The 21,470-nt window shown below is 59.5% G+C and carries 19 protein-coding genes; 2 read left to right on the top strand and 17 right to left on the bottom strand.

The genetic code is table 11. The annotated features are described in order from the left end of the window. From TK42_RS09135 to TK42_RS09055, 17 genes are all read right to left on the bottom strand, one after another. The gene (locus TK42_RS09135; protein ID WP_014716351.1) at positions 1-804 is read right to left on the bottom strand and encodes an ABC transporter ATP-binding protein; all 804 of its coding nucleotides are present in this window, start codon (positions 802-804) and stop codon (positions 1-3) included. After that, positions 801-1,949: an ABC transporter permease gene (locus tag TK42_RS09130; protein WP_103734066.1), complete on the bottom strand. Its 1,149-nt coding sequence runs from the start codon at positions 1,947-1,949 to the stop codon at positions 801-803. The genes TK42_RS09135 and TK42_RS09130 overlap by 4 nt, the downstream gene beginning before the upstream one ends. 54 nt (positions 1,950-2,003) lie before the next feature. Beyond that, a complete protein-coding gene (locus TK42_RS09125) occupies positions 2,004-3,035 on the bottom strand; it encodes a DUF5924 family protein (protein ID WP_005783485.1) in 1,032 nt (343 codons plus the stop codon). A 69-nt stretch (positions 3,036-3,104) separates the two neighbouring features. Next, positions 3,105-4,490, bottom strand: a complete 1,386-nt coding sequence (locus TK42_RS09120; protein ID WP_078822730.1) for a pitrilysin family protein — start codon at positions 4,488-4,490, stop codon at positions 3,105-3,107. 58 nt (positions 4,491-4,548) lie between these two features. After that, on the bottom strand, positions 4,549-6,207 hold the full coding sequence (locus TK42_RS09115) for a Na/Pi cotransporter family protein (RefSeq protein WP_005783487.1): 1,659 nt from the start codon (positions 6,205-6,207) through the stop codon (positions 4,549-4,551). 212 nt (positions 6,208-6,419) lie between these two features. Next, complete coding sequence (locus TK42_RS09110; protein ID WP_005783489.1) at positions 6,420-7,187, bottom strand: TerC family protein; 768 nt, start codon at positions 7,185-7,187, stop codon at positions 6,420-6,422. 64 nt (positions 7,188-7,251) lie between these two features. Beyond that, a complete protein-coding gene (locus tag TK42_RS09105) occupies positions 7,252-8,559 on the bottom strand; it encodes a CitMHS family transporter (protein ID WP_003187405.1) in 1,308 nt (435 codons plus the stop codon). A 367-nt stretch (positions 8,560-8,926) separates the two neighbouring features. After that, positions 8,927-10,888: a DUF4105 domain-containing protein gene (locus TK42_RS09100; protein WP_103734065.1), complete on the bottom strand. Its 1,962-nt coding sequence runs from the start codon at positions 10,886-10,888 to the stop codon at positions 8,927-8,929. Then, positions 10,885-11,205 carry a DUF2388 domain-containing protein gene (locus TK42_RS09095; RefSeq protein ID WP_005783494.1) on the bottom strand — a complete coding sequence of 107 codons (321 nt, stop codon included), beginning with the start codon at positions 11,203-11,205 and terminating at the stop codon, positions 10,885-10,887. The genes TK42_RS09100 and TK42_RS09095 overlap by 4 nt, the downstream gene beginning before the upstream one ends. Before the next feature lie 26 nt (positions 11,206-11,231). Further along, positions 11,232-11,540, bottom strand: coding sequence for a DUF2388 domain-containing protein (locus TK42_RS09090; RefSeq protein ID WP_032878533.1), 309 nt, complete (start codon positions 11,538-11,540; stop codon positions 11,232-11,234). A 105-nt stretch (positions 11,541-11,645) separates the two neighbouring features. Continuing rightward, positions 11,646-11,966, bottom strand: coding sequence for a DUF2388 domain-containing protein (locus tag TK42_RS09085; RefSeq protein WP_032878532.1), 321 nt, complete (start codon positions 11,964-11,966; stop codon positions 11,646-11,648). Positions 11,967-12,294: 328 nt separating this feature from the next. Then, the gene (locus TK42_RS09080; protein WP_005783500.1) at positions 12,295-12,510 is read right to left on the bottom strand and encodes a DUF1127 domain-containing protein; all 216 of its coding nucleotides are present in this window, start codon (positions 12,508-12,510) and stop codon (positions 12,295-12,297) included. A gap of 318 nt (positions 12,511-12,828) precedes the next feature. Beyond that, complete coding sequence (locus TK42_RS09075) at positions 12,829-14,322, bottom strand: acetyl-CoA hydrolase/transferase family protein (RefSeq protein ID WP_032878531.1); 1,494 nt, start codon at positions 14,320-14,322, stop codon at positions 12,829-12,831. A gap of 179 nt (positions 14,323-14,501) precedes the next feature. After that, the gene (locus tag TK42_RS09070) at positions 14,502-15,938 is read right to left on the bottom strand and encodes an NAD(P)(+) transhydrogenase (Re/Si-specific) subunit beta (protein WP_005783504.1); all 1,437 of its coding nucleotides are present in this window, start codon (positions 15,936-15,938) and stop codon (positions 14,502-14,504) included. After that, positions 15,938-16,261, bottom strand: coding sequence for an NAD(P) transhydrogenase subunit alpha (locus tag TK42_RS09065; protein WP_005783507.1), 324 nt, complete (start codon positions 16,259-16,261; stop codon positions 15,938-15,940). Before TK42_RS09065 ends, TK42_RS09070 begins: the two co-directional genes overlap by 1 nt. Before the next feature lie 15 nt (positions 16,262-16,276). Further along, entirely contained in the window at positions 16,277-17,398 is a 1,122-nt protein-coding gene (locus TK42_RS09060) for a Re/Si-specific NAD(P)(+) transhydrogenase subunit alpha (protein WP_005783509.1), read from the bottom strand. Positions 17,399-17,850: 452 nt separating this feature from the next. After that, positions 17,851-18,750 (bottom strand): LysR family transcriptional regulator, encoded by a 900-nt coding sequence (locus TK42_RS09055; protein ID WP_005783510.1) that lies wholly within the window; start codon positions 18,748-18,750, stop codon positions 17,851-17,853. A 156-nt stretch (positions 18,751-18,906) separates the two neighbouring features. Here TK42_RS09055 and TK42_RS09050 point away from each other — a divergent pair, with 156 nt between their 5' ends. Then, positions 18,907-20,088, top strand: coding sequence for an acyl-CoA dehydrogenase (locus tag TK42_RS09050; protein ID WP_005783512.1), 1,182 nt, complete (start codon positions 18,907-18,909; stop codon positions 20,086-20,088). A gap of 13 nt (positions 20,089-20,101) precedes the next feature. Continuing rightward, complete coding sequence (locus tag TK42_RS09045) at positions 20,102-21,322, top strand: CaiB/BaiF CoA-transferase family protein (RefSeq protein WP_032878530.1); 1,221 nt, start codon at positions 20,102-20,104, stop codon at positions 21,320-21,322. The last annotated feature ends 148 nt before the right edge of the window (positions 21,323-21,470 follow it).

Below are 21,470 nucleotides of genomic sequence, written 5' to 3'. Positions count from 1 at the left end.
TCATACCTCGTTGAGCGATTGAGCGGCATCCAATGCCGCGCGGCCCCGGGGGCCGTGGAAATATTCGTGAATCCAGGCGTCGTCCGTTTCCGAGACGACATCGATGGCGTCGGCCACCAGCACTTTCTTCTGCGCCAGCACCGCCACGCGGTCGGTGATGGTGTACAGCGTGTCGAGGTCGTGGGTGACCAGGAACACGCTCAAGCCCAACGCATCGCGCAGGGTCAGGATCAGTTGGTCGAACTGCGCTGCGCCAATCGGATCGAGGCCAGCGGTGGGTTCATCGAGAAACAGGATGTCCGGGTCCAGTGCCAGCGCACGGGCCAGGGCCGCGCGCTTGATCATGCCGCCGGACAACGAAGCCGGGTATTTGTCGGCGGCCGACAGGGGTAGCCCGGCCAGGGCCAGCTTGACTGCCGCCAAGTGCTCGGCGTCGGCGCGGCTGAGGCCGGCATGTTCGATCAATGGCAGGGCAACGTTCTCGGTAACGGTCAGCGAGGAAAACAGCGCGCCCTTCTGGAACAGCACGCCAAAGCGCCGCTCCACCAGCGAGCGTTCGTGCTCAGGCAGGCTGGGCAGATTCTTGCCGAACACCCGCACCTCACCTTCGCTGGGCCGACGCAGGCCGACGATGCTGCGCAGCAGCACCGACTTGCCGCTGCCGGAGCCGCCGACCACTGCCAGAATCTCGCCTTTGTATAAATCCAGGTCGAGGTTTTCATGCACGCTCTGGCTACCAAAGCGGTTGCACAAGCCGCGCACTTCAATCACCGCCTCAGTGGGCGCACGGTGTAGACGACTCACCAGCCCATCTCCATGAAGAACATCGCGGCGACCGCATCCAGCACGATCACCACAAAAATCGATTGCACCACGCTGGAGGTGGTGTGCGCGCCGACTGATTCGGCGCTGCCGCTGACCTTGAAGCCTTCCAGGCAACCAATGGCCGCGATCAGGAAAGCGAAGATCGGCGCCTTCACCATGCCCACCAAAAAGTGCTGCACGCCAATGTCCGATTGCAACAGCGAGAGGAACATCGCCGGTGAAATATCCAGGGCCACCGCACACACCACGCCGCCGCCGACAATCCCCGAGAGCATCGCCAGGAAAGTCAGCATCGGCAGCGCCACCAGCAGCGCCAGAACCCGCGGCAATACCAGCAGCTCCATCGGGTCCAGGCCCAGGGTGCGGATGGCGTCGATTTCTTCGTTGGCCTTCATTGAGCCGATTTGCGCGGTGAACGCACTGGCGGTACGGCCGGCGATCAGGATCGCGGTGAGCAATACGCCGAATTCGCGCAGGAAAGAGAACGCCACCAGGTCCACGGTAAAAATCGTTGCGCCAAAACTCTTGAGCACGGTGGCGCCAAGAAACGCCACCACCGCGCCCACCAGAAAGGTCAGGAGGGCCACGATAGGTGCGGCATCGAGACCGGTCTGTTCGATATGGGCGACCATCGGCGTAAGGCGCCAGCGCTTGGGTCGAAACATCCCGCGGACGAAGGTCTCAAGGATCAGGCCAATAAAACCCAGGAGTTTCTTGGCGTCTTGCCAGACGGTGTCCACCGCGCGGCCGATACGGGCCAGCACCTGGATGCCGGCGCTTTCTTCCGGCTCTTTGAGCGGGACGCAAAAATCATTGAGGGAGCGGTAGACCGTCTTGAGCAGCGCCCGGTCGGCGGCCGACAGGCTGCAATCGGTCTGCTCGGCGGAGTGCTCGATGCGGTCGGGGCCCAGCAGCTCGACCAGCAGTGACGCGCCGGCGGTATCCAGTGCACCGAGGCCGTTAAGGTCGATGCGGGCGCCGGCGTCGTATTGGCCGTCGAGTTTGTCCGACAGCTTTTTCAGGTTGGCGTAATGGGCAAGCGTCCAGTCGCCGGTAATCCGCAGCGAGGGCGGGTTGCTGGACGTATCAAGATGGGCTGCGCCGGCGGTCGTGCGAGTGGTCATAAGCTCCGAGCTTGTTTGGCTATCCACAATGGCTACGTAATAGCACGATCTGACCTACTTTGGGTTGTCCGCTTGTGCTGTGTCGATCACCTTGAAGCGCAAGACGCCGATCACCTGGCCGTCCTCGGTGAGGACCTGCACTTGCCAGCGCCCCGCTGCGTCGCCCGGGAAATTCTGCTTGTGCGTCCAGGCGCGATAGCCCTCCTTGCGCCCACCATGGATATCCAGGGCAATGCGGTCGACTTCCTTGCCGTTGAATTTCCACACATGGTAGATCCGCTCATCCAGCCCGCGTGGGGCGTTGATCGCGGTGTAGGCGTAGAGGCCACCGCTGCGCAACTGGTCGGCGGTGACCTCCTTGAGGTCATCGCCCGGGGTGCGATCCTGCAGTTGGGTGCTGATGGCGACTTCGGTCATCCACAGGGTGGCCGGCGGCACCCAACTGCGCAGGAACCAGCCGGCGCAACCGATCGCCGCCGTGACCCCCAGCAGCATCGCCCAGCCTTTGAGGCTGCGCAGCGGCAGGCTGACCGCCAGGCTCGGGATCGACAGCGCCATGGCCACGCCCAGCGCCAGCTTGTAACTCTGGGCAGTGGTCAGGTGCATGATAATCGGCAGCGCGGTGAGCAATGCGGCAAACAAGGTCAGGGTGTGCAGGGCCAGGAACAGCGAGCGCTTGGGCGCCAGCCACTTGTAGTACAGCGGGTCGATGATCGACACCAGTGCCGCCGCGCCGAGCAGGCCGGTGAACAGCGATTGGCCGCTGTTCCAGGCGGTGGTGACGAAAAAGAACGGCAGCACAAAGAACAGGCTTTCCTGGTGGATCATCTGCGTGGCATAGCGCAGCAGCGGTTCCGGGATCTCGCGCTTGAAGAGCTTGGCAAACAGTTGGGTGAAGCTGTTTTCCAGCATCAGCCACAACCAACTGACCAGCATGATGACGGCGATCCAGCTGGCCATGCCTTGCTGGCGGTCCACCAGGATGAAGCTGCCCACACCCGAGATAAAACCGCCGAGTGCAATTACCCCTGGGTAGCGCTTGATCAGTTCGAGGATGCGCTGGATTAGATGGGTCAGGTTTGGCATTCGGCGGTTCGCAGTCTTTGTAGGAAAAAATCCCAGACAGAATAACGTCTTAGCGCTGGGCTCGGTGCTTCATTCCATGATCCGTTGGCGATAACGCCGAACGCCAATCAACACTATGGCGATGAGCCCAAGAACGCCCGCACCTATCCAGGTCAGGGCGTCATAGCTCAACAACGGCTTTTCGATGCGCCAGTAGCCCGGTTGCTTGAAGACCTCGCGCATCGCCTGGTTGGTTTGCGAAAGGCTTACTGCCTTGATGCGCTTGACCGGGTCGCTGAAGCGGCCGTCAGCGTAGTCGCCGGCGGCACTCCAGTAATAATCGGCCAACGCACTGTTGCCCTGTACCGCCCAGGCTTGGCGGGCAATGGCAGCCTGCTGCAGGCGAGTGAACACCTTCGGGTCGAGGCCGTCCTTGAGCAGTTGTGCCTTGAGGTCTTGCAAGACTTGCTCGGCTTCAGGGAGATTTTCCCGTTCGAGGTCGGCGTTCAGGCTCAGGAAGCCTACGCCGCCCAGCACTTCGCGTTCGCTCCACGGACCGTAGGACAAACCGTGCTTCAGGCGCAGTTGTCGATACAGCGCCCAATCGAGATAATCCTTGAGCAGGTCGTAGGTTTCGTCATGCTGGTCGTCCAGCACCGGCTCGGGGAACAGCCAGTGCAGTTTGGCGCCATCGCCGACCCAGCCATGCACCAGGTCGCGCTGGCGGGCGGCGGTGTGCTGGATCTGCGGCAGCGGGCGATGCTCGCTCGGGTCTACCGGGTCGAGCTGGCCGTAGGTGCGTTCCAGGTAGGCTGGCAGCAGCTTGTCCAGATCGCCGACGACGATCAGGGTCATGTTGTTGGGCGCGTACCAGGCTTTGCGCAGTTTCTCCAACTGATCGCGGGTCAGGTGGCCGACCTGCGCGCGTTCGGCGCATTTGAGCCCCAACTCGACGGCTAATTGGTTGCTGGCGCTGTGGCCCAGGTCTTGGCGATCCAGCAAACGTTGCAGGTGCGAATAATGGCCGCCGTCTTCGCGCTCGACCACCTGCTTGGCGGCGTTGATATTGGCATCGGTCAACTGCGTGCGGGTCAGGATTGCCAGCAGCAGGTCCAGCACCTTGCGCTGGTTGTGCGCGGGGGCCTCGATGACGAATGTGGTGTCGGCGTTGCTGGTGTAGGCGTTCCATTCGCCGCCCAACGCTTGCATGCGGTCTTCGAGGTCGCCCTCGCCACCGCCGTCGATGCCGCTGAACAGCAGGTGTTCGAACAGGTGTGGCAGCTCTTTGTCTTCGCAACCGAAGTCATCCAGGCCCACGCCGACCACCAGGCGGATGGCAACGTGCCCGCGCTCGGTGCCCGGTTTGAGCAGCAGCTGCAGGCCGTTGGGCAAGGTGTAGCCCTCGACTTGCTGACGGTCGAAGGCAAAGGTGTGTGCCGATCCTAGAAGCAGGCAGGCGAGTAACAGGCGACGCATAACAAGCTTCCTGGCGAGTGAGGTCCATTGTTAACTGACTTCACTGGCCGTCGTACGTTCAGGGCGAATGGGTGATGTCGGCAATATCTTCGGTGGAGAGTGCGCCAGTGTCGGACGTTTCCAAGACTACATAAGCGCTGCTGCAAAACAACGAGTTCAAGCGTTTCATGTCGGCGATCAGCTCCAGGTGCAGGGAGCTGGTTTCCAGGCTCTGTACGATTTTGCGCTGCAGGCGGCTGACATGGGCGTGAGCCAGGCGACGTTCCTGGGCGCGGAAGCGGCGCTTTTCACGCAGCAATTGGCGAGCGCTCTCCGGGTCGCCGCTGAGGAACACCGACAGACCCAGGCGCAGGTTGGCGATCAGCTGGCTGTGCAAACCGCTGAGTTCTTCCAGGCCCACTTCGGAAAATTGCCGCCGCTGCGAGGTTTTCTGCTGCTGGACCTTGCGCAACATGCGTTCGATCAAGTCACCCGCCAGTTTCAGGTTGATCGACAACTCGATGATCTCCGCCCAGCGGCGGTTGTCTTGTTCGCTCAGGTCTTCACGGGGCATTTGCGCCAGGTAGAGTTTGATCGCGCTATAGAGCGCCTCGACATCATCGCTGAGGCTGCGCATCTGCTGGGTGATTGCGGTTTGATTACCGCGCAGCACCTCCTGCATGGAGGTGAGCATATTGTCGATCAGGTCACCCAGGCGCAGGGTTTCGCGGGCGGCGTTGGCTAAGGCCAGGCTCGGCGTGGTGAGCGCGGCCAGGTCGAGGTGGCGTGGTTTGGCCTTGCCATTGGTTTCTTCGCGCTCGGGCAACAGCCAGGCGCACAGCCGCGCCATAGGGCCAATGGTGGGCAGCAGAATCAAGCAGCGCGTGACGTTATAGAGCAGGTGAAAGGTGATGACCATGCCTTGTGCGCTGTAGTCCAGACCGTCCATCCAGCCCACGAGCGGGTCAAGCACAGGAATGATCAGCAACAGGCCGATCAGTTTGTACAACAGGCTGCCCAGGGCCACTTGGCGGCCGGCGGTGTTTTGCATGCTGGTGCTTAGAAATGCCAGCACACCGCTGCCGATATTGGCGCCGATCACCAGGCCGATGGCCACGTGCAAACCGATCACGCCGGCGCCGGCCAGGGTGGCCGTAAGCAGCACGGCGGCGAGGCTGGAGTAGGAAATCATTGCGAACAGCGCGCCGACCAGGGCGTCGAGCAAGATATCGCCGGTCAGCGAGGCGAAGATCACCTTGACGCCCTGGGCATGGGTGATGGGCCCGGCGGCCTCGACGATCAATTGCAGCGCAAGGATGATCAGCCCAAGGCCGATCCCCACCCGGCCCAACTGCCCTGCCCGCGTCTGTTTGCGCGACAGGAAGAAAATCACCCCAAGGAAGATCAGCAGCGGCGACAGCCAGGACAAGTCGAAGGTCAGCACCCGCGCCATCAGCGCGGTACCGACGTCGGCGCCAAGCATGGTGGCCAAGGCCGGTGTAAGGCTCATCAAACCCTGGCCGACAAAGGAAGTGACCAGCATCGCCGTGGCGTTGCTGCTTTGCACCATGGCGGTCACCAGGATCCCGGCGATAAAGGCCAGCCAGCGCTTGGACATGTTCTGCCCGATGACTTGGCGCAAGTTGGAGCCGTAGACCCGCAGGATGCCGGTACGGACGATGTGCGTGCCCCAGATAAGCAGGGTCACGGCGGAAAGCAGATTGAGCAGGGTCAGCATGCTCGGCCCCCCGTGTGGGTGCGCTCCAAGAGGAGCGAAGGAAAGTTACCGCGTGCCGTTCTACGTCTTGTACTTAAGCTGTAGTTGGCGAATGGGCTCTGCGCCAGCATCGCATAGCTAAAGTGGGGATTGAAACAAAACTGTCATGAAATCAGCTTTTTGGCAGACGAAAAAATGGGGCGCAAGCGCCCCATTTCAGCAGCGGGTCAGGTTTATTGACCCGGAATGTCTTTACGCAGTTTCACTGGATCCTGCTGCTTCTTCTTTTTGGCGATGGCGGTACGCATCTTGATGTTCACCGCTTCCACTGCCAGCGAGAACGCCATGGCGAAGTAGACATAGCCTTTTGGCACATGCACGTCGAAGGATTCGGCGATCAGCACGGTACCCACCACCAGCAGGAACGACAGCGCCAGCATTTTCAGCGACGGGTGCTTGTCGATGAACTCGCTGATGGTGCCGGCAGCCAGCATCATCACCAGTACGGCCACGACGATTGCAGCTACCATCACCGGCACATGGGAAACCATGCCGACGGCGGTGATCACCGAGTCCAGGGAGAACACGATGTCGATGATGGCGATCTGGATGATGGTGTAGATGAACTTGCCACCGGCGCCTTTAGGCTCGTCGTTGGTTTCGTCTTCCCCTTCCAGGGCGTGGTACATCTCCTGGGAGCTTTTCCACAGCAGGAACAGGCCACCGAAGAACAGGATCAGGTCACGGCCGGAAATGCCCTGGCCAAACACCACGAACAGGTCGGCGGTCAGTTGCATGACCCAGGTGATCGACAGCAGCAACAGGATGCGCGTGACCATGGCCAGTGCCAGGCCGAAGATCCGGGTGCGCGCCTGCATATGCTTGGGCATGCGGCTGACCAGGATCGAAATCATGATGATGTTATCGATGCCCAGGACGATCTCGAGAGCCGTCAGGGTGAAGAAGGCAATCCAGATTTCCGGATTGGTCAGCCATTCCATGTGTATTCCTTTGAGCAAGTGTTAAACCGCGCAAGCTGTAGCGCCGCGCGGTGAGTCAGTACGATTATAGAGTGCTGAACAGCGGAAAAATCCCCATCAGCAATGCGGCGAACATTATGCACAGGCATACCAGCACTGCCCACTTCAAGGTGAAGCGTTGGTGGTCGCCGAACTCAATACCCGCCAGCGCCACCAGCAAGTAAGTCGAAGGTACCAGCGGGCTGAGCAGGTGCACGGGTTGCCCGACGATCGACGCACGGGCCATTTCTACCGCGGTGATGCCGTAGTGACTGGCCGCTTCGGCCAATACTGGCAGTACGCCGTAATAGAACGCATCGTTGGACATGAAGAAGGTGAACGGCATGCTCACCAGCGCAGTGATCACTGCCAGGTACGGGCCCATGGCTTCCGGGATGACCGCCAGCAGGCTTTTTGACATGGCGTCGACCATGCCGGTGCCCGACAGGATGCCTGTGAAGATCCCGGCGGCGAAGATCAATCCGACGACCGCCAAGACGCTGCCGGCGTGGGCCGCGACGCGGTCTTTCTGCTGTTGCAGGCACGGGTAGTTGACGATCATCGCGATACTGAACGCCACCATAAACAGCACCGGCAGCGGCAACAGGCCGGCAATCAGGGTGCACATCAGGGCCAGGGTGAGGGCGCCGTTGAACCAGATCAGTTTCGGGCGGCGGGCGTCGGGGAATTGCGACACGCTGATTTCGCTGTGGTCGATCTCGTCGCCCTGCAGGTGCAGTTCACCCAGGCGTGCGCGCTCACGCTTGCCGTACATGTAGGCAATTACCAGGATCGCCACGACGCCAGCGGCCATGGCCGGAATCATCGGTACGAAGATGTCGGACGGATCAACATGCAACGCACTGGCCGCACGAGCCGTCGGGCCACCCCAGGGTGTCATGTTCATTACACCGCCGGCGAGAATGATCAGACCGGCCATGATCCGCGGGCTCATGCCTATGCGCTGGTACAGCGGCAGCATGGCGGCGACGCAGATCATGTAGGTGGTGGCGCCATCACCGTCCAGGGATACCACCAAAGCCAGCACGGCAGTGCCGACCGAGACTTTCAGCGGGTCGCCCTTGACCATCTTGAGGATCTTGCGCACGGCCGGGTCGAACAGGCCGGAGTCGATCATCAAGGCAAAGTAGAGGATGGCGAACATCAGCATCACGCCAGTTGGCGCGAGCTTGGTGATGCCTTCAAGCATCATTGGGCCGATCTTCGGCGCGAAACCGCCGAACAGTGCAAACAGGATGGGCACGATGATCAAGGCGATCAGCGCAGACAGGCGCTTGGTCATGATCAGGAACATGAACGTGATGACCATGGCAAAGCCAAGGAAAGTCAGCATAGGAATACTCCAGGCGTAGCGCGGCTAGGGAATGGCGAACCGGGTGAGGGTCAGCGCAGAACGAAAGGCACGAGGCGTACGGGTGGAGTGGGTGCGAACAGGCGGGTACGAGCGGACATCGGGAATCACCATTGTTGTTGTTTACAGCCGGTCTGTTGCCGGCAGTTGGGGCGATCCTAGACGGGTAAGCTTTCAGCCAGCTTTCGCTGGAGAAACTGGTGACACACGGTTTTAAGGCTCATGCAGATAAAAATGTGGGAGGGGGCTTGCTCCCGATAGCTGGAGTTCAGTCAATATTTCCAGTGACTGATACACCGCTATCGGGAGCAAGCCCCCTCCCACAATTTGATTGTGTACCGCTATGTTTTTAGGGCAGTTCGAGGCCGCCGGCCGCTTTATGCAGCGCACGCAGATGCTCACCCAACTGCTTGAGGTTGGCCTCACAGGCCGCAATCTCGGCAGCGCGGGCCGGATCGAGCAGCGCCCTCACCTCTTTATCCAGCTCGCCGGTCAATGATTGCAACTGCTTCTGACGTTCGGCGCTCTCCGACTCCAGGCGCTTGGCTTCCGAAGGTTGCGGTAGGCCATAGCCGCCACTGTCGAGCAACTCGGCCGGGCGACTGAGAAAGCCACTGTTGGCGAGGATCTGTTGCAGCGTGTTGTTGGCTTTCTCCATGCCGCCATTTTTCAGCTCGCGGGCATTGAGATAGCGCTGTTTGACTTCGTCCTGAGCGAGCATCAGTTGCTTGCGATAGCTGGCTTGTTCAAGCAACAACAATGCAGCGCTGGTACGCAGGTCGGCCTGGCTGAACCACTGGCGGCGCGCTTGCGCATCCAGGGCCAGCCAGTCTTCGACCTGGGTCTGCTTGATCGGCAGGCGCTTGCGCAGTACATCGAACATCGCCTGGTAGCGTTCGCGGAATGAGTCGAAGTGGTACCCCAGGCGCAACGCCTCACGCTTGTCATTCAATACGCTGGTATCGGCCAGGCCACGTGCGCTGAGCACTTGCAGCAAACCGTTGGGGGTGATGTTGTCCAGGCCGGTCAGTTGCGGGTTGGCACTGCCACTGCGTAACAGTTTCAGGCTTTCAACCGCACAGTTGTTGGAGATAAAGAAATAGTTGCCGTCATAGCTCCAGTGCATTTCAGCCGCATGCTCGACGGTGTCGTTGATTTCCTGGCGGTTGAGCTTCAGCGGTACCGACGCCAGGCCTCGTAATTCGGTCTTGGTGTATTCATCGATGACCTGGGCCAGCGGCAATACGAACAATCGCGACGGGTACTTGCCCACCAGGCCATCCCAGCTCGACAGCTGTACGTCACCGACGAAGGCGCGGTAGGACAGCACCAGGTGGCGGTCCAGATCCAGCCGACAGTCAGGGCCACGCGGGCGACCTGGCGCGCAGATCACCAGCCGCAGCATGCTATGGCCCCAGCGGCTCACCAGATTCTGGTTGGCTTCGGCGAGCAGGTAGTCGATTTCATACACCCGCTCCGGGTCTATTTGCCCCAGTGGCGTCTTGGCGAAGTCATTGCCGGCGTTCAGGAACGGGTATGTCTTGGCACAGGGTTGCTGTTCGGGCGGCGCCCAGCCGAAATGTTCCTTGTAATAGCGGAACAGCGCGGGGCGTCGGCAGGCGTAGCTGGGGTCGAGGAGGAAGTACTCCATGTTGACCGCCACGAACTCCAACGGGCTGGTGGTTTCGTAGATGTCCGGGCTGCGCACCACCTGATTGTTATGCTGTTCACGCTCGCCGCGGCGGCCGACATATTGTGGCCAGCCGGCGAGGTCCAGCAGGCGGGGATCATCACTGAGAGTGAAGCGCCGGTCGTTCTGGCCACGGCATTGATCGGGCAGGCCGATCAAGCCGGTAATGTTGTTCTGGCGACTGCAACGCTGGATCAGTGCGCGCTCGTCTTTGGGCCACAGGCGTGCGCGGTCATAGATGTGGGTCAGTTCATGCAGCACCGTGGCGAGCAATTCCTGGCGCACGGTGCCGTGGGGGCGATTGGTTTTGAGGGTGGCGGCGCTGCCGTCGGTCAGGCTGGCGAGCAGGTTTTGATTAAGGTCCAGCTCGGACACCAGGGACGCCTGACCATAGGCATCTTCAGGCATCTTGTCGGTCCAGCCGACATCAATCCGCCGATCCAATTGCTCGACAAAACGTGGCGGCAAGGCGCGCAGCGCTTCATCGAGCAATGCCTGGCTGGCCTGCTGTTCGGCCGGGCTCAAACCATCGGTTTTGAGCCGCAGTTGCAGGCTGGCCTGGGCTGTACTTGCACACAACAGCACAACCCCGGCCAGGAGCCAGGTTTTGATGCGCCTCACAGAGCGAGGATAGCTTCGGCGAGGGTCTGGTCGCTGGCATCACGGGCTTCTGGCACGCGGGTGCGAAGGGTATCGAACGCAGCTTCAAGCTGGGCACCACGGATCTCTCCATTCGTGGCTACGAAGCTGGCGGCGTCGTCGTGGGCTTCGCGCACGATTTTGGAGTCGCGGATGGACGTGGTGGTGTCTGAGGTGAAATCAATGGTGCGCGCCGACGCACGCACGATGATGTTGCTGGTGGCCTTCAAGGTTTGCGCCTGGGCGACATCGACCAAAAACAGCAGGCCGAGGGCGGCGACGATCAACGGGCTACGCATCGAGTGACTCCGAAATACAAAGATAACTATTGGACGAGAATTGCTTGCGCCAGTTCAAGGTCGCTCGCATGAAGTTTTGGCCGACTGTGGCGCAGATAATCCAGCGCGGACTCCAGGCGTGCGCCCCGCCATTGGCCGTCAGTGGCAATGAAAGCGGCAGCATCATCCTGAGCGGCCATCACCAACTTGTTGTCGAACGGCGCAGAGGTCACCTTGCCGGTGGCATACACGCTGACAACGGTGCTCTGGGTGGACACATCCATGGCCAAAGCCAAGGGTGACCAGCAGGCGCAAAACAGTACGGGAACAATCAACAGGCGGTATGAAAAAGCCATGGGACTCGACAACTGAAAACGAGCGCCAAGGCTAGCGCAATGACCAGGCGAGGGCCAGCGCCGAGGCATTCGGGAGCGGCAGGCGCTCCCGTCTGTTGCCGCAGATCAGATCGCCAGGATTGCCTGTGCCAGCTGTGCATCGGTAGCGATGGCCAGTTGCGGCGCTTGCTGGCGGATGTGGGCCAGGGCGCTTTCCAGTTTCACGCCACGGATAGCGCCTTCGCTGGCGACGAAGCTGGCTGCGTCATCACGGGCGGCCTGTACGACCTTATTGTCGCGCAGGGAGGAGGTCGCATCGGAGGTGGCGTCGGAAGTGGCTTTCAGGGCGCCAACGATCGAGTCGGTGGTCATGATGAAGCTGCTCGCGTTAGCGTTGGCGGCCAGGGTCAGCACAGCGGCGGTGCACAGCAGGCGAAGGCGGGACATGGGGTAACTCCTGTAGACGAAATAAGGTGGCGCGACGCGGCCACAGTGAGACGGACTGGGACTGTTGAGCATCAGACGCTCGCTCTACAGGGTTCGCCACGTGGTGAGTGGATATTAGGCTTGGACCGGTGCAACAGGAAGCCTGTAATTTAACTGTACTGGTTAATAATAATTTTATTAAAACTGTACCTGTAGGTGGAAATCCTACCGATTCAATGCCCTTTCGCAGAAACAACAAAGCCCGCCTCCGGTTACCCGGGGCGGGCTTTGCTTTAACAAATCAGAGTGCTGGCGGTGGACCCGGTGGGTCAGGGCCAGCGGGCGCTGCTTAGCGCCAGAACGGCTTGCTCAGCTCTTCGTAGCGTTGAGCTTCGCTGATACCGGCGTCAGCCAGCAGACGCGAATCCAGGCGAGCCAATTGGTGGCGGCTGGAGATGCGGCGCTGCCACAACATCAGGTTGGCGAGAACGCGCAAAGGCAGGGAAGCGTTGGTGTTTACAGCTTTCTCTTCGAAGAACAGTTCGGAACTGAGTGTACGTTCCATGATGACATCCTTCCGCTTGTGGCGGGATTAGGTAGTGGTTTAACTGATGCCAATGATCCTCCTCCGGCGCAAGACTCTCTAGATACAGTTCACCTGTATTGTGAGGGGCCAGTTAACTGTTTAATACGGCTGTACGGTACGGAAATGGGGCAACTGTACCTGTTCGCACCCAAAAGGTGCGAAGTGGGTGTTTTCAAGATGAGTTGTGGGATATTTAAGTAGGAAATGAGCGGTACAGTAGTACAGTTTTTTGCATAGACACTGGCTAGGCTGCCGAGCTGATGAAACTGTAGTTGCATCAGCTCGGATCTGTATTCATCAAGCCTTGAGCATATGCCCGGTTTCTTCCAGGTTGATGTGCCAACTCAGTGCCTGGCGCAGGATATGCGGCGTGTGCCCACCGATGGCGCAGGCGGCTTCGAAGTAAGTATTGAGCGCGTCGCGGTAGGCCGGATGCACACAGTTGTCGATGATCACCCGCGCACGCTCCCGCGGTGCCAGGCCGCGCAGATCGGCCAAGCCCACTTCGGTGACGAGAATGTCCACGTCATGTTCGGTGTGGTCCACATGGCTGACCATCGGCACCACGCTGGAAATCGCGCCCCCCTTGGCAATCGATTTGGTGACAAAGATTGCCAGGTGCGCGTTGCGCGCGAAGTCCCCGGAGCCGCCAATGCCATTCATCATCCGCGTGCCGCAGACGTGGGTGGAGTTGACGTTGCCGTAGATATCGAACTCCAGCGCGGTGTTGATACCGATGATGCCCAGGCGGCGCACCACTTCAGGATGGTTGGAGATTTCCTGTGGGCGCAGTACCAGCTTGTCCTTGTAGTGCTCCAGGTTGCCGAAAACGTCGGCATTGCGGCGCTCCGACAAGGTAATCGAGCTGCCGGATGCGAAGCTCAGCTTACCGGCGTCGATCAGGTCGAAGGTCGAATCCTGCAGCACTTCCGAGTACATCGTCAGATCTTCGAAGGGCGAATCGATCAAGCCACACATCACCGCGTTGGCAATGTTGCCGATCCCGGCTTGCAGCGGGCCGAGTTTGTTGGTCATGCGTCCGGCGTCAACTTCCTGCTTGAGGAAGTTGATCAGGTGGTTGGCGATGCCTTGAGTGTCACCGTCAGGCGGCGTCACGGTTGAGGCAGAGTCGGCCTGGTTAGTGACCACGATAGCGACGATTTTCTCTGGCGGGATCGGAATCGCAGTGCTGCCAATGCGGTCGTCGACCTTCACCAGCGGGATAGGCGTGCGCGTCGGCCGGTAGGTCGGGATATAGATGTCATGCAGCCCTTCCAGGTTCGGATTGTGCGCGAGGTTGATCTCGACGATCACGTGCTTGGCAAAAATTGCGAAGCTGGCTGAGTTGCCTACGGACGTGGTGGGCACGATGTGCCCTTGTTCAGTGATGGCGACTGCTTCGATTACCGCAATGTCCGGCAACTTGAGCTGGTTGTTGCGCAGTTGCTCGACGGTTTCCGATAGGTGCTGGTCAATAAACATCACCTCGCCAGCATTGATCGCTTTGCGTAGCGTGCTGTCGACTTGAAACGGCATGCGTCGCGACAGTACGCCAGCTTCAGTCAGTTGCTTGTCCAGGTCGTTGCCCAGGCTGGCGCCGGTCATCAGGGTGATTTTGAGGGGCGAAGTCTTGGCGCGTTCGGCCAGGGCGTGGGGGACGGCCTTGGCTTCACCGGCGCGGGTGAAGCCGCTCATGCCGACGGTCATGCCGTCCTCGATCAGTGCAGCGGCGTCTGCCGCGCTCATGACCTTGTTCAACAACGAAGGCAAGCGGATACGATCACGGTACATGAATTGTTATCTCAGGCTACGGAAGCAAGGTGGGCAGTGTAGTGATTTCAAAAAGTTTCGGCCCGCTACCATGGTCGAATGCCAGGTGGCGATTTAGAGCCTTTGGTCGGGTTTCATCCGCTAATAAAAAACCCCAGCCTACGTGAGGCCAGGGTTTCGGGTATTGCGCTAGCGCAGTGTTATTCGACGGCTTTGACCATATCTTCGATGACCTTCTTGGCATCACCGAAGACCATCATGGTCTTGTCCAGGTAGAACAACTCGTTATCCAGGCCTGCATAGCCGCTGGCCATCGAGCGCTTGTTGACGATGATGGTCTTGGCCTTGAACGCCTCGAGGATCGGCATACCGGCAATCGGTGAGTTCGGATCGTTCTTGGCCGCCGGGTTGACCACATCGTTGGCGCCCAACACCAGCACCACGTCAGCCTGGCCGAACTCAGAGTTGATGTCTTCCATCTCGAACACCTGGTCGTAAGGCACTTCGGCCTCGGCCAGCAGCACGTTCATATGCCCAGGCATACGGCCCGCCACCGGGTGGATCGCGTACTTCACGGTGACGCCGCGATGGGTGAGCTTCTCGGTCAGCTCTTTAAGCGCGTGTTGTGCCCGTGCGACAGCCAAGCCATAGCCCGGCACGATGATGACCGTGTCGGCGTTGGTCAGCAGGAAGGTAGCGTCGTCGGCCGAGCCGGACTTCACCGGCCGAGCTTCTTTCGAGCCAGCTGCTGCACCGGCGTCTGGCGTATTGCCGAAACCGCCCAGCAGTACATTAAAGAAGGAGCGGTTCATCGCCTTGCACATGATGTAAGACAGGATCGCGCCGCTGGAGCCGACCAGGGAGCCGGCGATGATCAGCATCGAGTTGTTCAGCGAGAAACCAATGCCCGCCGCTGCCCAGCCGGAATAACTGTTGAGCATCGATACCACTACCGGCATGTCGGCGCCGCCGATCGGGATGATGATCAGCACGCCCAGCACGAAGGCCAGGGCCAGCATCAGCGCGAACGCAGTGAGGTTGCCGGTGAACATGAACGCCAGGCCCAGGCCCAGGGTTGCCAAGCCGAGCACAAGGTTCAGCTTGTGTTGCCCACCAAACTGTACCGGTGCGCCTTGGAACAGGCGGAACTTGTACTTACCCGACAGCTTGCCGAATGCGATCACCGAGCCGGAGAAGGTGATAGCACCGATGGCGGCACCGAGGAACAGCTCCAGGCGGTTACCGGCCGGGATCGAATCGCCCAAGTGTTTGACGATACCCAAGGATTGCGGCTCGACGACCGCTGCAATCGCGATAAACACCGCTGCCAGGCCGATCATGCTATGCATGAACGCCACCAGCTCCGGCATCTTGGTCATCTCTACGCGTTTGGCCATGATCGAGCCGGCCGTGCCGCCGACCAGCAGGCCGACGATGACGTAGCCGATACCGGCGGTGGCCAGCTCCGCGCCGAGCTTATAGATCAGGCCTACGGTGGTCAGCACCGCCAGTGCCATGCCGAGCATGCCGAACAGGTTGCCGCGTCGGGAGGTGGTGGGGTGCGACAGGCCTTTGAGGGCCTGGATGAAGCAGATCGACGCGATCAGGTAGAGCGTCGTCACCAGATTCATGCTCATTACTTCTGCACCTCTTCTTTCACAGCTTTGGGCGCTTTCTTCTTGAACATCTCAAGCATCCTACGCGTAACCAGGAAACCGCCGAACACGTTAACCGCAGCCAAAGCTACCGCCAGGGTGCCCATCGTCTTGCCCAACGGCGTCACGGTGAGGGCGGCGGCCAGCATGGCGCCCACAATCACGATCGCGGAAATCGCGTTTGTCACTGCCATTAATGGCGTATGCAGCGCGGGGGTAACGTTCCAGACCACGTGGTAACCGACATAAATCGCCAGCACAAAGATGATCAGGTTGTAGATACCGGGGGAGATAAGCTCTTCCATCGTCTGAATCCCTGCTTAGGCGTTTTTGCGGATGACTTGGCCGTCGCGGCACATCAGGCACGCGGCGACGATGTCGTCTTCGAGGTTGATTTCAAACTGCCCTTCCTTGGTGAAGACCAGCTTCAGGAAGTCCAGCAGGTTGCGCGCGTACAAGGCCGAGGCATCTGCGGCGACAGCGCCTGCCAGGTTGGTCGGGCCGCAGATGATCACACCGTTTTCCACCACGACTTGGTCAGCGACGGTCAACGGGCAGTTGCCGCCCTGAGCTGCGGCGAGGTCGATGACCACCGAGCCGGGTTTCATCTGCGCGACGGTATCGGCGCTAAGCAGGGTAGGTGCCTTGCGGCCTGGAATCAGTGCGGTGGTGATGACGATGTCGGCCTGCTTCGCGCGTTCGTGCACGGCCAGGGCCTGGCGCTGCATCCAGCTGGTGGGCATCGGGCGCGCGTAGCCGCCGACACCGACGGCGCATTCACGCTCTTCATCGGTTTCGTAGGGCACGTCGACGAACTTGGCGCCCAGGGATTCGATTTGCTCTTTTACCGCCGGACGGACGTCGGACGCTTCGATGACCGCGCCCAGGCGTTTTGCCGTGGCGATAGCTTGCAGGCCCGCGACACCGGCGCCGAGGATCAACACGCGCGCAGCTTTCACAGTGCCGGCGGCGGTCATCAGCATCGGCATGAAGCGCGGGTAGTGATGAGCGGCCAGCAACACAGCCTTGTAACCGGCGATATTGGCTTGCGAAGACAGCACGTCGAGGCTTTGGGCCCGTGAAGTGCGTGGCGCGGCTTCGAGGGCGAAGGCGGTGATGCCGCATTCGGCAAGCTTGGCGATGGTTTCGTTGCTGAACGGATTGAGCATGCCCACCAATACGGTGCCGCTTTTGATCAGCGCCAGTTCGCTGTCGCTGGGGGCAACCACCTTGAGGATCAGCTCGGCGCCGAACGCATCGCTGGCACTGCCAATGGTTGCGCCTGCCGTTTCATAAGCACTGTCGACGATGCTGGCGTTGATGCCTGCACCGCTTTGTACAGTGACCTTATGGCCCTGGCCGATCAGCTTCTTGATGGTTTCCGGGGTGGCAGCCACCCGCGTTTCACCGGTCTGGGTTTCGAGAGGAACACCAATGTGCACGTCAAATCTCCTGCATGATCTTTTTGCTTTTGATCTTTTTGTAAAAAGGCCAGTGCACCGCGAGTGGCGCAACTGGGGCGACCGATCAGCACGATCCCGCTGAAATGACAGCGGGGCGCGGCATTTTGCAGGCGAACTTTACGGCCTTCAAGAGATTATGACGGGTGACGAAAAATTAACTACAAGTCACCCTGTGACTGATTGTCGCAACCGCCTTGAATAACCTCTTTAAATACAAGTCATTAAAGGCTCAAGGGCATTTACTCGATGTTTTCCAATCGCCCATGTGAATGGTCGCTTATAGGCTGGTATTAGTCGCTACAAGCCCTGTAGATCATGGCTTTGAGCCTTGTTTTTGCTCAACCGGTACAGACTGTCTAAATGCGACATATACGTATATCTGTAGGATTCAAATTAACCTGACTACAGGGTCAACAAAGCAGCTTTATCCTTTAAATGCCGGGGTTGTAGCGCTTTGATTGTTCAATCAGCCAGTCCTTGAATGCGTGTAGGGAGGCCGATTCGACTTTTTTATCGGGAATCATGAGGTAGTACGCCTTTTCGCTGCTTAGCGTTTCGGTGCTCGCAATCACCAGTCGCTGCTCCTTCAGCTCGCGCTGGATGAGGAAGGGAGGTATCAGTGCGATGCCCATGTCATGCATAGCCGCTTGGGACAACATCGAGAATAGCTCGTATCGAGGGCCTGTCATGTCGCGAGGCAGACTCAGCTGTTGCGCGTTGAACCACTGACGCCAGGCATAGGGGCGTGTTGTCTGCTGTAGCAGCGGTAATTCGGCGATCTCTTGAGGAGTTAAGTGCGCGCGGCCTCCAAGTAAGTGTGGACTGCACACCGGGACAGGGTTTTCTCCCATCAGCCGGTGTGACTCTGTGCCGGACCAATCGGCATCGCCGAAGTAGATCGCGGCGTCGAACGCGGTGTCGGCGAACAGGAACGGGCGTGTCCGATTGGTCAGATTCACGGTCACCTCCGGGTGCCGGTCCTGAAAGTCCTTGAGGCGTGGAATCAGCCATTGCGTGCCGAAGGTCGGTACCACCGCCAACTCGATGGCGTTGGTGCCCTGCTGACCCATGACCGAGAGGGTGTCGCGCTCTACGGCGTCCAGCTGTGTAGCAACTCTGCGGCTGTAAGAGAGCCCTGCCTCTGTCAGCTTCACCCCGCGACGCGAGCGGCGAAACAGTTCGACACTTAAAAACTCCTCAAGGCTGGCGATCTGTCGACAGATGGCGCCTTGGGTGATGGAAAGCTCCTGTGCCGCCTTGGTGAAGCTTTCGTGACGGGCTGCCGCTTCGAAGCTGATAAGCGCGGTGGTGCTAGGTATTTTTCTGCGCATGTACGTTGCCCTCAAAGATAAGGCGCATTTATGGGCTTTTCGAGTATTACGGAGTGAGAAATTAGCACAACCCTATGCAGAAACCTCGTTTGCCCTCTGCGCGTGGCCGGCCTAGTCTGAATCACGACTTCAGTTTTTATCCGCGAGGACTTATTCATGGCTGGCAAGGCAAGCTTCAACTGGATCGATCCACTGCTGCTGGATCAACAGCTCACCGAAGAGGAGCGCATGGTGCGTGACAGTGCCGAGCAGTTTGCTCAGGACAAGCTGGCCCCTCGCGTGCTCGAAGCCTTCCGTCATGAAAAGACTGATCCCGCTATTTTCCGTGAGATGGGAGAAACCGGTTTGCTGGGGGCGATGATTCCCGAGCAGTACGGTGGCAGCGGCTTGAACTACGTCAGCTACGGGCTGATTGCGCGTGAGGTGGAGCGTGTCGACTCCGGCTATCGTTCGATGATGAGTGTTCAGTCGTCACTGGTCATGGTGCCGATCAATGAGTTCGGCACCGAGGCGCAAAAACAAAAATACCTGCCGAAATTGGCGTCCGGCGAATGGATTGGCTGTTTCGGGCTCACCGAACCCAACCATGGTTCTGATCCGGGCGCGATGATTACCCGTGCGCGAAAGGTAGATGGCGGCTACAGCCTGACCGGCGCGAAGATGTGGATCACCAACAGCCCGATAGCCGACGTGTTTGTGGTGTGGGGCAAAGATGATGCAGGCGATATCCGTGGTTTCGTCCTGGAAAAAGGTTGGAAGGGCCTTAGCGCCCCGGCGATTCACGGCAAGGTCGGCTTGCGAGCGTCCATTACCGGCGAAATTGTCATGGATAACGTGTTTGTGCCGGACGAGAACATTTTTCCGGATGTGCGTGGCTTGAAGGGGCCTTTTACTTGCCTGAATTCGGCGCGCTACGGTATCTCCTGGGGGGCGTTGGGGGCTGCTGAGTTCTGCTGGCATACCGCGCGCCAGTACACCCTGGATCGTCAGCAGTTTGGTCGGCCATTGGCTGCAACGCAGTTGATCCAGAAGAAGCTGGCCGATATGCAGACCGAGATCACCTTGGCTCTGCAAGGTTGCCTGCGTCTGGGGCGGATGAAAGACGAGGGGACCGCAGCGGTCGAGATTACATCGATCATGAAGCGTAACTCGTGTGGCAAGTCCCTGGACATCGCCCGCATGGCCCGCGATATGTTGGGCGGCAACGGCATCTCCGACGAATTCGGGGTGGCGCGCCACCTGGTCAACCTCGAAGTGGTCAATACCTATGAGGGAACCCACGACGTGCATGCCTTGATTCTTGGGCGCGCACAGACCGGTCTTCAGGCGTTCTATTAATAGGAGCACGGACATGGGCGCGCTTTCCCACCTGCGGGTACTGGATTTATCGCGTGTACTGGCGGGCCCTTGGTCCGGGCAGATTCTTGCGGACCTTGGGGCCGAGGTGATCAAGGTCGAAAGGCCAGGCAGCGGTGATGACACGCGCGCCTGGGGGCCGCCCTTCCTCAAGGACGCATACGGCGAAAATACCAGTGAGGCGGCGTACTATCTGTCCGCCAACCGAAATAAAGAATCGGTGACCATCGACTTCACTAAGCCTGAAGGGCAGAAACTGGTGCGTGATCTGGCGGCCAAGTCAGACATCCTGATCGAGAACTTCAAAGTGGGTGGTCTGGCGGCTTATGGGCTGGATTACGAGTCGCTCAAGGAGATAAATCCTGAGTTGATCTACTGCTCGATCACGGGCTTTGGGCAGACGGGGCCTTATGCCGCGCGTGCCGGCTACGACTTCATGATTCAAGGGCTGGGTGGGTTGATGAGCCTGACCGGCCGGCCTGAAGGTGATGAGGGCGCAGGGCCGGTGAAAGTCGGTGTGGCATTGACCGATATTCTCACGGGACTCTATTCGACCGTCGCGATCCTGGCAGCGTTGGCTCACCGCGATCATGATGGCGGTGGGCAACATATCGATATGGCGCTGCTGGATGTGCAGGTGGCTTGCCTGGCTAATCAGGCGATGAATTACCTGACCACCGGAGTCTCGCCAAAACGCCTGGGCAATGCGCATCCGAACATCGTGCCGTATCAGGACTTTCCTACGGCTGATGGTGATTTCATCCTGACGGTGGGTAATGACGGCCAGTTCCGCAAGTTCGCTGAAGTTGCTGGGCAGCCGCAATGGGGGGATGACCCGCGTTTCGCCACTAACCAGGCGCGAGTGGCCAACCGTGCTGCGCTGATTCCGTTGATCCGCCAGGCGACTGTCTTCAAGACAACGGCTGAGTGGGTGTCGCAATTGGAGCGAGTGGGCGTGCCGTGTGGACCGATCAATGATCTGGCGCAAGTTTTCTCCGATCCTCAGGTCCAGGCGCGCGGCCTGGCGATGGAGCTTCCCCATGCGCTGGCGGGGATGGTGCCTCAGGTTGCCAGCCCGATACGCTTGTCCAAGACGCCAGTGGAATATCGAAATGCACCACCTCTCCTGGGGGAGCACACGCTTCAGGTGCTGCAGGGGATTTTGGGGTTAGGGGCAGCTAATGTGGCTGCGTTGAAGGAGGCGGGCATCGTCTGAATGATTCCTTCTATATAGAGGGCACTCATGGCGTTCCTATAAGTGGTGGTGGTTTTTTAATCAACTCTAACTAATTGATAGAAAAGCAGAATTAAGAGTTGACGGCAGATTCTGGAAGCCTATAATTCGCCCCACTTCCGGCGCAGTC

The sequence above is a fragment of the Pseudomonas sp. GZJR-8 genome (genome assembly GCF_002916705.1).
In the GTDB taxonomy this organism is placed as follows: Bacteria; Pseudomonadota; Gammaproteobacteria; order Pseudomonadales; family Pseudomonadaceae; genus Aquipseudomonas; species Aquipseudomonas synxantha_A.
This window is presented reverse-complemented; position numbering and strand designations above follow the sequence as displayed.

What these genes read in the sequence shown, in the direction of transcription:
- TK42_RS09125 (WP_005783485.1), bottom strand. Translation starts at nt 3,035, where the DNA reads ATGCCAAACCTGACCCATCTAATCCAGCGCATCCTCGAACTGATCAAG.
- TK42_RS09115 (WP_005783487.1), bottom strand. Translation starts at nt 6,207, where the DNA reads ATGCTGACCCTGCTCAATCTGCTTTCCGCCGTGACCCTGCTTATCTGG.
- TK42_RS09045 (WP_032878530.1), top strand. Translation starts at nt 20,102, where the DNA reads ATGGGCGCGCTTTCCCACCTGCGGGTACTGGATTTATCGCGTGTACTG.
- TK42_RS09095 (WP_005783494.1), bottom strand. Translation starts at nt 11,205, where the DNA reads ATGCGTAGCCCGTTGATCGTCGCCGCCCTCGGCCTGCTGTTTTTGGTC.
- TK42_RS09105 (WP_003187405.1), bottom strand. Translation starts at nt 8,559, where the DNA reads ATGCTGACTTTCCTTGGCTTTGCCATGGTCATCACGTTCATGTTCCTG.
- TK42_RS09070 (WP_005783504.1), bottom strand. Translation starts at nt 15,938, where the DNA reads ATGAGCATGAATCTGGTGACGACGCTCTACCTGATCGCGTCGATCTGC.
- TK42_RS09120 (WP_078822730.1), bottom strand. Translation starts at nt 4,490, where the DNA reads ATGCGTCGCCTGTTACTCGCCTGCCTGCTTCTAGGATCGGCACACACC.
- TK42_RS09050 (WP_005783512.1), top strand. Translation starts at nt 18,907, where the DNA reads ATGGCTGGCAAGGCAAGCTTCAACTGGATCGATCCACTGCTGCTGGAT.
- TK42_RS09085 (WP_032878532.1), bottom strand. Translation starts at nt 11,966, where the DNA reads ATGTCCCGCCTTCGCCTGCTGTGCACCGCCGCTGTGCTGACCCTGGCC.
- TK42_RS09110 (WP_005783489.1), bottom strand. Translation starts at nt 7,187, where the DNA reads ATGGAATGGCTGACCAATCCGGAAATCTGGATTGCCTTCTTCACCCTG.
- TK42_RS09055 (WP_005783510.1), bottom strand. Translation starts at nt 18,750, where the DNA reads ATGCGCAGAAAAATACCTAGCACCACCGCGCTTATCAGCTTCGAAGCG.
- TK42_RS09065 (WP_005783507.1), bottom strand. Translation starts at nt 16,261, where the DNA reads ATGGAAGAGCTTATCTCCCCCGGTATCTACAACCTGATCATCTTTGTG.
- TK42_RS09075 (WP_032878531.1), bottom strand. Translation starts at nt 14,322, where the DNA reads ATGTACCGTGATCGTATCCGCTTGCCTTCGTTGTTGAACAAGGTCATG.
- TK42_RS09090 (WP_032878533.1), bottom strand. Translation starts at nt 11,540, where the DNA reads ATGGCTTTTTCATACCGCCTGTTGATTGTTCCCGTACTGTTTTGCGCC.
- TK42_RS09130 (WP_103734066.1), bottom strand. Translation starts at nt 1,949, where the DNA reads ATGACCACTCGCACGACCGCCGGCGCAGCCCATCTTGATACGTCCAGC.
- TK42_RS09080 (WP_005783500.1), bottom strand. Translation starts at nt 12,510, where the DNA reads ATGGAACGTACACTCAGTTCCGAACTGTTCTTCGAAGAGAAAGCTGTA.